At 39.1% G+C, this 12,187-nt stretch carries 11 protein-coding genes, 1 tRNA gene and 1 pseudogene; 8 read left to right on the forward strand and 5 right to left on the reverse strand.

Going from position 1 to position 12,187, the window contains the following annotated elements:
* Nucleotides 1-617: 617 nt before the first annotated feature.
* The 4 genes and pseudogenes from FTU79_RS01165 (at nucleotide 618) to FTU79_RS01180 (ending at nucleotide 5,008) form a co-directional block, all read left to right on the forward strand.
* Nucleotides 618-1,610 (forward strand): LysR family transcriptional regulator, encoded by a 993-nt coding sequence (locus FTU79_RS01165; protein WP_078191331.1) that lies wholly within the window; start codon nucleotides 618-620, stop codon nucleotides 1,608-1,610.
* A gap of 129 nt (nucleotides 1,611-1,739) precedes the next feature.
* Complete coding sequence (locus tag FTU79_RS01170) at nucleotides 1,740-3,068, forward strand: hemolysin family protein (protein WP_078191332.1); 1,329 nt, start codon at nucleotides 1,740-1,742, stop codon at nucleotides 3,066-3,068.
* A gap of 53 nt (nucleotides 3,069-3,121) precedes the next feature.
* On the forward strand, nucleotides 3,122-3,400 hold the full coding sequence (locus FTU79_RS01175; RefSeq protein WP_180048741.1) for a hypothetical protein: 279 nt from the start codon (nucleotides 3,122-3,124) through the stop codon (nucleotides 3,398-3,400).
* 266 nt (nucleotides 3,401-3,666) lie between these two features.
* Nucleotides 3,667-5,008: pseudogene (locus FTU79_RS01180) on the forward strand (CitMHS family transporter).
* A gap of 93 nt (nucleotides 5,009-5,101) precedes the next feature.
* Here the strand turns inward: FTU79_RS01180 and FTU79_RS01185 are convergent.
* Nucleotides 5,102-5,608, reverse strand: a complete 507-nt coding sequence (locus FTU79_RS01185; protein WP_078191335.1) for a hypothetical protein — start codon at nucleotides 5,606-5,608, stop codon at nucleotides 5,102-5,104.
* A gap of 195 nt (nucleotides 5,609-5,803) precedes the next feature.
* Between FTU79_RS01185 and FTU79_RS01190 the strand changes: the two genes are divergently transcribed.
* From FTU79_RS01190 to FTU79_RS01200, 3 genes are all read left to right on the forward strand, one after another.
* A complete protein-coding gene (locus FTU79_RS01190) occupies nucleotides 5,804-6,538 on the forward strand; it encodes a hypothetical protein (RefSeq protein WP_180005427.1) in 735 nt (244 codons plus the stop codon).
* 169 nt (nucleotides 6,539-6,707) lie between these two features.
* Nucleotides 6,708-6,793 (forward strand) — tRNA-Leu (locus tag FTU79_RS01195).
* A gap of 304 nt (nucleotides 6,794-7,097) precedes the next feature.
* Nucleotides 7,098-7,550, forward strand: a complete 453-nt coding sequence (locus FTU79_RS01200; RefSeq protein WP_218945343.1) for a hypothetical protein — start codon at nucleotides 7,098-7,100, stop codon at nucleotides 7,548-7,550.
* A 59-nt stretch (nucleotides 7,551-7,609) separates the two neighbouring features.
* On the opposite strand, the gene FTU79_RS01205 is transcribed toward FTU79_RS01200, so the two are convergent.
* The 4 genes from FTU79_RS01205 to rlmE form a co-directional block, all read right to left on the reverse strand.
* Nucleotides 7,610-7,924 carry a DUF5713 family protein gene (locus FTU79_RS01205; RefSeq protein WP_078191338.1) on the reverse strand — a complete coding sequence of 105 codons (315 nt, stop codon included), beginning with the start codon at nucleotides 7,922-7,924 and terminating at the stop codon, nucleotides 7,610-7,612.
* An 87-nt stretch (nucleotides 7,925-8,011) separates the two neighbouring features.
* Nucleotides 8,012-8,866 carry a dihydropteroate synthase gene (gene folP / locus FTU79_RS01210; protein WP_218945344.1) on the reverse strand — a complete coding sequence of 285 codons (855 nt, stop codon included), beginning with the start codon at nucleotides 8,864-8,866 and terminating at the stop codon, nucleotides 8,012-8,014.
* Nucleotides 8,867-8,978: 112 nt separating this feature from the next.
* Complete coding sequence (gene ftsH, locus FTU79_RS01215; protein WP_078191443.1) at nucleotides 8,979-10,877, reverse strand: ATP-dependent zinc metalloprotease FtsH; 1,899 nt, start codon at nucleotides 10,875-10,877, stop codon at nucleotides 8,979-8,981.
* 136 nt (nucleotides 10,878-11,013) lie between these two features.
* A complete protein-coding gene (gene rlmE / locus FTU79_RS01220) occupies nucleotides 11,014-11,664 on the reverse strand; it encodes a 23S rRNA (uridine(2552)-2'-O)-methyltransferase RlmE (RefSeq protein ID WP_078191339.1) in 651 nt (216 codons plus the stop codon).
* 195 nt (nucleotides 11,665-11,859) lie between these two features.
* Between rlmE and FTU79_RS01225 the strand changes: the two genes are divergently transcribed.
* Nucleotides 11,860-12,183 carry a YhbY family RNA-binding protein gene (locus FTU79_RS01225; protein ID WP_078191340.1) on the forward strand — a complete coding sequence of 108 codons (324 nt, stop codon included), beginning with the start codon at nucleotides 11,860-11,862 and terminating at the stop codon, nucleotides 12,181-12,183.
* The last annotated feature ends 4 nt before the right edge of the window (nucleotides 12,184-12,187 follow it).

The following is a 12,187-nucleotide window of genomic DNA, read 5'->3' on the forward strand; positions in this document are numbered from 1 at the left end:
TTGTTCAGATTTAGAACACTTCGTTGCGATAGACACAGAGTAGATTGACTAAAAAAATTAATCCAATATTCTGCATTAATTTTCAGTATTTATTTAAAAAATATGTAGATTAAAGTCGTATTATAATAATTAACCAACATTTATAAGTATTTGTATTTAAATACTTTTATTAAAATATTTTGCTAATTTTTTTGTCTATTTTTCAAACATTTTGATGAATTATTCTTCATTAGACTTAAGTCGACTGAGCATTCACTTTTAAAAAAAACAGCATTTTTTACGCCATTTTTGCCCAAATTCACCAAGCTAAATACTTGGTTATTCTGTCTTCAAATGATCATGTAAATGAGATATTTCATCTAATTTTTTTGTTTTATGAACATCACATCGCATAAACAAAATTGCTCCGTATTTTTATTTCACTCACTTAAAAATATCGGTCTAAACAGATAATAAGTATTTAAGAAATATGTGCTGGCACTTCAGCAAATTTGTCTTAAAACTGCCGAATTTTAGTACAAAAGTACACGTCATTTTTTCATCCATTTTTTACACAAGCCTTAGTAGTTATGGCATAATCAGATAAATTTCATGATTTTATTGTCGGTATTTATTTTATGAATCTGGAGCGGGTCGATCTCAATCTATTAATTTATCTTGATGTACTTCTTCGTGAAAAAAACGTGACTCGTGCTGCCGAGCAACTGGGTGTAACTCAGCCTGCGATGAGTAATATTTTACGTCGTTTACGCAACTTATTTAATGATCCACTTCTTATTCGTTCTTCAGAAGGTATGACACCTACAGAACGTGCACTTGAATTACAGCCACGTATCCGTGATGCACTTTCTGACCTTTCGATGATTTTGGAACCCCGTACCGAGTTCCGACCTTACACTTCAAATCGTGTCTTCCGCATCATGACTTCAGATTATGCTGAAGCAACACTGGTACCGCGCCTAGTAAAAGCTTTGCGCTCCGAAGCACCCAATGTGGTTCTAGACTTTTTAACACCAAGTGATGTGTCTTATCGAGATATGGAACAAGGTAAAGTCGACTTGGCGATTAACCGCTTTAATGAAATTCCGCAAAGTTTCCACCAAGTATTGGTCTGGCGTGACAGTTTTTCATGCCTTTTAAATGCCAAGCACCCTGCTGCAAATAATTTAAACCTGAAGAGCTATCTAGATGCACAACACATTTGGGTGTCTAAAACAGGTATGGGTGTTGGATTTGGTGTCAATCCTGAAAAACAAGCGGGTCTTGGTTGGATTGATCAAGCCTTAGAACGTATTGGCCAAAAACGTAAAATTTCAGTTTTCACCCGTCATTATCAAATGCCAGGCTTATTGGCATCGAATGTTGACTTAGTTGCGACTCTGCCAAGCCGTATTGCTCGCCTTCAAGCTAAAAGTCAAAACCTATTACTTCGTGATCCTCCATTCTATATTCCTGAATTTGAATTAAAAATGGCGTGGTGTCCGTTACTTCATCATCACCCTGCTCATCGCTGGTTACGTCAACTTATTTTGTATGTTGCACGTCAAATGATTGAAGAAGAAAACCGCGAATACTTAATGAATAACTCTCAGTTTTCACAGTATCAGTAATTAATTCTTTAATTCCTTATTAATTCAAACGTATACTGTCACCATATAGGTAGTAGTTAAGACTACTACCTTGCCCATTTTTGTGTTAGAAATACAGAAAAATAGAATGAATCACAAACAGGTGTATTCGTGAGCCTTTTCCAAAATATTGTCATTATTATTCTCCTGATCGTCGGTGCAGGTTTTCTTTCCTTAACAGAAATTGCCCTCGCGGGTGCACGAAAAGTAAAACTTAAAATTTTGGCTGAATCTGGAGATTCACGTGCACAACGTGTGCTTGACTTACAAGCCAACTCAGCAGACTTTTTCGCCGCATCACAAATTGGCTTAAATGCTGTGGCAATTCTTGGTGGTATTTTGGGTGAAGGTGCATTTCGCCCCTATTTCATTACCTTAGTGACCCGTTTTTATCAGGGCCCGTGGACTGAAACCATTGGTTTCACCCTGTCGTTTACTTTAGTCACCTCCTTATTCATTCTATTTGCTGATTTAATGCCAAAACGTTTGGCGATGATCGCACCTGAAAAAATCGCCGTTGCTGTTGTAGACCCGATTCAAATCTTCATTAAAGTGTGTAAACCAATGGCATGGGTGATTAATGCCATTGCCAATTTGTTGTTTCGTTTATTCAAAGTGAATACAACACGTGATGACAATATTACCTTTGACGATATTTCAGCCGTGATGGATGCCGGTGCTCAAGCTGGTGTACTACAAAAGCAAGAACACCACTTTATTGAAAACGTATTTGAACTGGAAGAACGTAATGTCCCTTCAAGTATGACTACACGTGAAAATGTGGTGTACTTTACCCTAAAAGAATCAGAAGCCAGTATTCGTCAAAAACTCGCAGAATTTCCGTATTCGAAGTTTTTGGTCTGTAGTGAAAATATTGATGACGTGATTGGTTATGTAGATGCCAAAGATATTTTGGTTCGTATCTTGAACAATCAGTCACTTCTACAGCTCAATGAAAATACTATTCGTAATGTCCTCACGATTCCAGATACATTAACACTGTCTGAATTACTCGATCGCTTTCGTTCAACCAAAGAAAAATTTGCCGTAGTAATTAACGAATACGCGTTGGTTGTCGGCGTTATTACCCTCTCCGACATTATGATTACCGTGATGGGCGACTGGGTAACACCGATTGAAGCAGAACAACAAATTATTAAACGTGATGCGGATTCTTGGCTTATCGATGGCAGTACACCAATCGAAGATTTAAAGCATGCCCTCGCTTTAGATGAAATGCCCGATGAAGAAAACTATGAAACCCTTGCGGGCTTTATGATGTTTAAACTGCGTAAAATTCCACGTCCAGCGGACTTTGTCACCTATCATGGCTACAAATTTGAAGTTGTGGATGTAGACCACTTTAAAATTGACCAATTATTAGTGACCCGCTTACAACAGGCTGAAACTGAACTAGATACACCAGAAGAATCGGATTAATTCGATTCTTTTTTTTCTAAAACAATAAAATATAAATACGATGGAATACGAAGATGTCTTTTTCACTTAAAGCGATTTTGACTTGCTTTAGTTTTTATACTGGGGCTTATCTGATCTATTATTTTTTTAAAGCTCATCCACAACCTTTATTTCTATTGCTCGGTGTTGCGCTGATCGTCACTGCTTGGTTTTTAACGCCTTATCCCTATGAACGCGGTCGACAACGCTATGACGAAACCATGCGTTTTGGTCTGTTTTTTTATAATCCCTTAATTTTTTGGTTCCGATTATTTAGTTGGCCGATTCGGACCCTACTGTCTATTTTTGCATAAGCGTACTTGTTGTGATCAAACTGGATCTGCACAGCACTTACAGTTCTCTACTGATGTTGAATAAATGTAAACAGACCACTTTTTTGAATACAAATTAAAATAAATCGAAAAACCGCCCTTCCCTAATACCTTCATTATTAATGACTATTTCCCACTAAAATAGTGATGTATTTCACATTTTCTCACCTTTGTTTTGACTGATGAATTTTCTCTTTATGCTCTGCCCTTGGATTTAAAAACAGCTTTATATTTCAAAGGAATGAACCATGTTAACCGTACTCGGTTTGGGCATGATCTTGTGCTTTATGTATTTGATCATGTCGAAACGCTTAAGCCCACTTGTCGCACTGACTTTAATTCCCCTACTTTTTGCCTTGATTGCGTGGTTACTTGGTTTTTATTTTGACAGCTTGTCACACATACAAATAAATGAAATTGGCGAAATGATGATAGAAGGTGTAAAAAAACTTGCACCGACTGGCATCATGCTGCTTTTTGCGATTCTGTATTTTGCCATTATGATCGATACAGGATTGTTCGATCCTTCGGTGAAATTTATTTTAAAAATGGTCAAAGGTGATCCGTTAAAAGTTGTCCTTGGAACCATTACCCTGACGTTAATTGTCTCTTTGGATGGAGATGGTTCTACAACCTATATGATCTGTGTTGCTGCCATGCTGCCACTCTATAAGCGCCTAGGTATGAGCCCATTGATTATGGCATGTTTGATTATGCTCTCTAGCGGCATTATGAACCTTACGCCATGGGGTGGGCCTACAGCCCGCGCCGCCAGCGCGCTTCATGTCGACCCAAGTGATGTTTTTGTTCCGATGGTTTTACCGATGTTATTTGCCATCGGCTGGTTGTACTTCTTAGGAACGATGTATGGTCGCATGGAAAGAAAGCGTCTAGGAATTGTCCAATTGGATATCAGCCATGGTGAAAACATTCAAATTTCAGATAATCCAGAAGCCAACCGCGCAGATCTACGTTGATTCAATGCACTGTTAACCGTCGTTCTGATGATTTGTCTGGTTTTTAGTATTTTACCTATGCCTATTTTATTCATGGTGGCTTTGTGTATTGCGCTAGTCGTCAACTACAAAAATGTCGACTTGCAGAAAAAATTAATCGCACATCATGCAGGTAGTGCTTTAAATGTGGTCGGTATTATTTTTTGCTGCAGGTGTTTTTACCGGTATTTTAGCTGGAACAGGCATGGTAGAAGCCATGTCTAAAGAACTAGTGGCAATTATCCCAGAAAGTATGGGCCCCTATTTAGCACCTATTACTGCTGTCATTAGTATGCCGATGACTTTCTTTATGTCAAATGATGCTTTCTATTTTGGGGTTTTGCCGATTCTTTCCGATGCTGCCGCTCATTATGGAATTGCACCTGTAGAAATGGCACGTGCCTCCATCGTAGGGCAACCTGTACACCTACTCTCTCCACTTGTCCCTTCGACCTATTTACTCTGTGGACTTGCGGGTATCGAGTTTGGACAACATCAGAAATTTACCATTATCTGGGCTGTAATCACGTGTTTTGTCATGTTAGCAGCAGGCCTGATCTTTGGGATGTTTCCGTTTTATTCGAGCTTAACTTAAAATTTTAAAGATAAAAAAGCACCATCAGGTGCTTTTTTATGCTTAACAATAGAACTAGCCAGTGCTTTACACTCACAGGTTCATTTGTAGTAATTAATGCTTTGAAATTAATGCTTCTAGAACTGCTTCATAATGAATGCGAATATCATCTTCTAAAATTTTATAAACATTGTCGAATTGCACCATTGGCCAGCCTTCTTTCCAAAATGGAAAAATGTTATGGAGGTCATGAGTCACCGTTGCGTCTTCACGTACAATCGCTTGTGCAACTTGCGACAATACTTGTGCAGTTTCAGCACCATCAATCGCTAAATAATCGATACCACGAACTTTCAAAATACGGATACGGTCTTTTTTGTAGCGGATTTTTTTACTTTGGCCTTCATTTAAGCCTAAAGCTAAAGTCACAGCTTCAACAAATTTATCTTCAAATGCTTGATTTAATTTTACCAAAGCTTGTTTGTGTGCTTCTTGACGACCAGCTTTTCCCCCACTACGAATCACTTCATTTGCTTCAGTATTTAAAACATCTGATTTCATCGACTGAAGAATGTCTAGAATTTCGATATCGCTTAATGTTTCAGGAGAATGATCAGTCATAAACTGCCTATAAAAACTTAATATTCAATAAGTATGTATTTTCGCATAAAAGAAGGATGAAAACTGCGACCTTCACTATAGAAATTGTGATTTCTCTTATAATGTTCAGATATACAACATGATTTAGAAAAAAATTCTGTCAAAAATATCGAAATCAACTATATTACTTTCACGCTTTAATACTAACGTCACAATATGGCTCAAAAGAAACAGGCTGCGCTTTACCTTCAACAACTGAAACAGCAATATCCAGCAGCCTTTAAACATAATTATTTATTTTATAGCCAACTGAAAACTCAAGGCATTTTAGACGAACTTAAAGAGCTTATTCCTTGGGTTTTGGCGGCGATGATTTTTATTTCTTTGAGCATGAGTATTGGACATGCAGTGCAACTGTATTTTCCAGAAATGAGTGAGTTTCGCGCTCATGGTATTGCTGTACTAAGTATTATGCTGTTTTTCATGCTGGTTGTGCCCTTAGTCATCAAGCAAATCAAGCACAGTTCAATGTCCCTGTATCAAAGTTTGAAAAATACGCCGTTCAGACTTGCGATCGTGATTTTATTACAATTACTCAATATCGCCTTTTTACAAAGCACCTTTGTTCAATCTGTATTGTTCTTTTTCGCCATGAGTTTCGGCTTTGTGCGTTTTTATAAAGAAAATCTTTTCAAAGGTGGAAGTAACACGCAAGAATACTATTTTCTGCAAGAGACACGTCGTATTGCATATTGGTCGTATAAACAAATGCTTAAAGCAAAATTACGTTTGTCGCTCAGTAATCCGAATCAGGCAAATCATAAACAGTTATCTGAGCGCTTTACCCTGTTCCAAAATTTGCACATACAAATGCTGCATCAGGAAAATCAGCTATGTAAAAAGCTAAAGCACCAAAATGTTGAACATTATCTTGATGAGTTAATGAAATAAGCTGGCATTGATATAGTGCAAAAAACTTTAAATCACTGCTCAAAAAGTCATTCAATACATCGCTATTTTTGAATATTTTCAACTTATATGCATGAATTGATTGATTTTAAAACAAACACCATCAAATACACTTGCCAAGCTCCATTTCGTCCTCTATTATTGCGCACATGCCCGAGTGGTGAAATCGGTAGACACAGGGGATTTAAAATCCCCCGCCCACAAAGCGTGCCAGTTCGAGTCTGGCCTCGGGCACCATTCTTATACTTCTAAGATTGGTGCAATAAAAGATCCAGCAATTTGCTGGTTTTTTTATGCCTAAAATTTAGAAATCTATTATTATTTGATGCCGACACCTTCAGATTTTAATCTCCCCGCACTACAACTCAAGCATCCCGATGCCTTTTATCAACGGCTGCTGTTTGCACATTTTAAAATTATCAATCTCACACCCACTGCACCTGTTTTAATATTTAGCTTTTGCCTGATACTTTCTATCCCCCTTAGCAGCGCTGTACTTGGTCATATGCTTTCAACGGCACTTTCAATACACGACCCCAAAATGGCGTTTAATCTTGGTTTATTGATTATTCTTCCATGGATCTATTGCTATGTCTGGTATGCACATTATCAAGCACGTTTTAGCAGCAAGTCCGCCGTTCACCGTCTGCAAATACAACTGTATTTCCTTGGAGGATTCACATTTATCCTTGCTATAAACTTTAAGTATCTACAAATAGATGTATTAAACCTCATCAGTCTCTGTGGACTTTTTTTTAGTCTCTTTTTATGTGTATTTACTGAATTATTTTATAAACCTGAAAGCAGCGCCATTGAACGAGTAAAACTACAAAAGCTTCGCCAACTGGCATTTTGGTCTTACCAACAATCCTTAAAACAAAAAGAACATCAAACGTATTTCTACACCCTTCACCTACAAGCCATGCAAGAAGAACAAAAACTATCAGCATCGATCAAATCATCGTTTAAAGATTTTTTAGACAAAGCTGAATAATTTTTAAATCCCTAGATACAAAAAAGCCCTGTCACTACAGGGCTTTTTTTAAAGTTCAATTACCATTCTCGGTTAGCAACCAACTCTTCCATTTCAATATCCATATGGCCTTCATCTTGCAGCACCATCATCATGGCTTCTGCAATATAATCTGCAGCCGTATCATCCAAAGACGAATCTAAATCTTCAAATTGAGGTTTCATCTTATTGAGCTGTGCAACCGTTTCATTGGCAAAATGGTAGATATCAGTTGAACTTAAATCTGCTTTTGCAATTTTCTTCGCAAATTGAACAACCAATAACTTCACCTCTGCAACCAACACATCTGGGTAATATTCATCATCAAACATGGGTAGCAGTAAATCTGCAAACATACGAAACTCTATCACAAAATATTCAGGGCGCTTATATAACACAAATACTACAATTCACCAAATTTATTGGGATTCAGTATTTTCAAATCAGACTGCATTCCGCATGGCTTGCCAAACACGTATCGCATCTACCGTTGCTTTGACATCATGTGCGCGAACCATACATGCACCTTGTTGAATGCTGAGTAGATGCGCTGCAACCGAGCCTACAGCGCGATTTTGTGCATCTGCACCACCAAGTGCCTCACCGATAAAACGCTTACGAGATAATGCCGACAGGATCGGATAGCCCATGTCATTCAATTGATAGAATTGCTGTAAAAGCTTTAAGTTTTGCTGTGCATTTTTAGCAAAACCAAAACCTGGATCAATCATAATGTTTTCTGCACGCACACCGGCGTCTAATGCATCTTGCACACGTTGCTTTAATTCATCGATGACGTCAGCCACGACATCTTGATACTGATCTAGATTATTCATCGTGGTGGGTTCGCCGCGCATATGCATAATGATCACTGGAATGTCCAGTTTTGCAGCGGTTTCTAAGGCATTCGGCCGAGTTAATGCACGTACATCATTCCAGATATGCGCACCTGCCTGAACCGCTGCCTCAATCACCTCAGGCTGTGAGGTATCGATAGAAATCACTACATTGTGTTTAGTTAAGGCTTCAACGACGGGTACGACCCGTCGAATTTCTTCTTCAACCTCAACAACAGATGCACCCGGACGTGTTGACTCACCACCGACATCAATCACTGTCGCGCCATCCACTATCATTTGTAAGGCATGTGCTATAGCTTGGTCTTTACCATTGTGTTTGCCACCATCACTGAAAGAGTCCGGTGTGACATTTAAAATCCCCATCACATGTGGCTCTGACAAATCTAATTGCAAATTACCACAGTTTAAAATTTTATTAGGCAAAGACACCAACTTCATAGTACACATCCCAGATTTTGCTGTGCTTATTTTAACGCTAAGTTTGCTCAGCATTTCGTTCACATGCATTTATTTTCATATAAAAAAACCACCCGAAGGTGGTTTTAAATTTTTATGCTTTTGGCAATGACGGTAATGGTGGTGGAACATCTGGACCATCCGTTGGTGTGACATCAATCACTGGATTCTCAGCAATGTACACTTTTGGTGGTTGAGGTTCACGTCCTTCCATAATGTCACGGATTTGATCACGATCAATGGTTTCCCATTCAAGCAATGCTTTCACCATGGCATGTGCGATATCTTTGTTATTTTCAAGAATATCGCGAGCAACTTTATATTGTTCATCTAAAATACGGCGAACTTCACGGTCAACTTCAAGCTGCGTTGCTTCAGAAATCACACGACTTCCTAAACCACCCATGAATGACTGCTGTGAATCATCTTCGTAAACCATGACGCCCATTTTATCGGACATACCGTATTTAGTAACCATTGCTCGTGCCATTTTCGTTGCACGTTCAAAGTCATTTGAAGCACCAGTCGACATTTGGTTAATGAAGACTTCTTCTGCAATACGACCACCAAACAAAATTGAAAGTTCATTCAACATTTTGTCTTTGTAATGGCTGGTTTGGTCATGTTCAGGCAACTGCCAAGTCACACCCAGTGCCCAACCACGCGGCATGATTGTCACTTTATGCACAGGGTCTGTACCCGGCAATATTTCAGCAACAATTGCATGACCTGCTTCATGATAAGCCGTCGCACGACGTTCTTCTTCACGAATCACCATCGATTTACGTTCAGGACCCATGTAAAGCTTATCTTTTGCATCTTCAAAGTCATGCATATCGACCGTGTTCTTGTTACGACGTGCAGCAAACAGTGCTGCTTCGTTTACAAGGTTAGCTAACTGAGCACCTGAGAAGCCAGGTGTACCACGTGCCAAGACTTTAACATCTACACCAGTCACAGAAGGTAATTTTTTCAAATGTACATTCAGGATTTGCTCACGACCTTTAATATCCGGTAGAGATACCATCACTTGACGGTCAAAACGACCCGGACGAAGTAAAGCTTTATCCAATACGTCAGCACGGTTTGTTGCAGCAATAACGATAATACCTTCGTTGCCTTCAAAGCCATCCATTTCAACCAACATTTGGTTTAATGTTTGCTCACGCTCATCATTACCACCACCTGTACCTGAACCACGGTGACGACCAACGGCATCGATCTCATCGATGAAAATGATACATGGCGCATGACGCTTTGCTTGTTCAAACATGTCACGGACACGAGACGCACCCACACCCACGAACATTTCAACAAAGTCAGAACCCGAAATACTAAAGAACGGTACTTTCGCTTCACCCGCAATCGCTTTAGCAAGTAAAGTTTTACCCGTACCCGGAGGACCAACCATAAGCACGCCTTTCGGAATGCTTGCACCAAGTCGTTTGAACTTAGATGGATCTTTTAGGAAGTCAACGATTTCAACAACTTCTTGTTTAGCTTCATCACAGCCCGCTACATCAGTAAATGTCACTTTGATTTGGTCTTCAGACAGCATTTTTGCTTTTGACTTACCAAAACTCATTGGGCCATTCTTACCACCAGCTCCACCACCCATGTTGCGCATAAAGAACATGAATAACAGAATGATTAAAAGAACAGGGAAACTTGCAATCAGAAGTTGCATCAAAATACTTTGACGCTGTGGCGCTGTACCTTCAACAACAACATTGTTCTTGATCAGGTTCGGCATAAGTTCAGGATCTTGAACCGCAGGACGGATACTTTCAAACTCTGAACCGTTTGATTTTTCGCCACGAATTCTTTCGCCATCAATGGTGACTTGTTTAATCTGACCCGCATTTACGGCTGCCACGAACTCAGAATAGTTCATCGCGGTCGGTTGATTGCGGTCACTGACGTTGCTGAAGATTAAAACCAGCACGCCTAGGATAACCAGCCACAACACGGCATTCTTAAAAAGATCGCTCAAAGCTTTATTCCCATTTCTATCTAATTCGTTCAATCCCATTTACATGGGTGACTCTAATACTTACGCTGCAGAGTAGCTTCGCAATAATTTAAAAACGTACAAAATGCACAATTTTTAACGAGTTGGCAAGTAAACTTTACTTGAAAGCTTTCTTACGTCCCTGCCCGATTAAAAACACTTCTTTAGATCGAGCACGTGAAGCCGCCGGTTTTGCTGTTTTCAGCACATCAAATGTGTCTACAACTTGCTTACGGTATTCATCAAATCCAATACCTTGGAACACTTTAACAACAAACTGTCCATTTGGTCCAAGAACCTTTTGAGCAAAGTCGATTGCTAATTCACAAAGATAGATCTGACGCGGTTGATCTACAGCCTTATTACCTGATGTATTGGGGGCCATATCTGAAATTACAACGTCTACAGTACGTCCATCTAAAATTTTTAACAATTCATCGAACACTTCTTGTTCACGAAAGTCACCTTGCAAGAAGGTCACATCGGGTAAAGCATCCATTGGTAAAATATCTGAAGCAATAACCAAACCTTTGTCGCCAACAAGTTTACCGGCAATTTGCGACCAACTACCTGGTGCAGCACCTAAGTCGACAACGGTCATGCCTGGCTTGATCAATTTGTATTTTTCTTGAATTTCAAGCAATTTATAAGCGGCACGCGCACGATATCCTTCCTTTTGTGCTTTTTTCACAAAGGGGTCATCAAGATGCTCACGCATCCAGTCACGACTACTTTTGGATAATTTCTGGTTAGTAATGCGGGTAGCCATAACTCTCTAAATAAAAAAAACTTCTCAGTCTTGATTGTACGTGAAATTCAGCACTTTTGCAGTAGACATGTGTATCTAAAAAGCATCTTAAATCATGTTTTTTTCAATAATCTTCATCGAGAAAATGCCGATTAAATACAGCGCTTCAACTTTGATTTTGCTATACTAGGTCGTTTTTAAAATTAGGTTATATTTATGGCGGCTTTATCTATTCAAGAACGTAAACGCTTACGTCAAATTGGTCACACCCTAAACCCAGTTGTAATGGTTGCGGACAAAGGCTTATCAGAAAGCGTTGTTGAAGAATTAAACCGTGCGTTAAACGACCATGAGTTAATTAAAGTGAAAGTTGTGGCAGAAGACCGTGAAGCTCGTGCTGCAATGATTACTGAAATTGCGACTGTTTCAGGTTCTGAAGTTGTTCAAACGATTGGTAAGATTGCTTTGATTTACCGCAAAGCGGCAAAACAAAATGCAAAACTGTCTAACCTTGTTCGCTACGCACACCTGTCTAACTAAGCAT

It is taken from the genome of Acinetobacter sp. YH12144, from assembly GCF_013418345.1.
Taxonomy (GTDB): Bacteria; Pseudomonadota; Gammaproteobacteria; order Pseudomonadales; family Moraxellaceae; genus Acinetobacter; species Acinetobacter amyesii.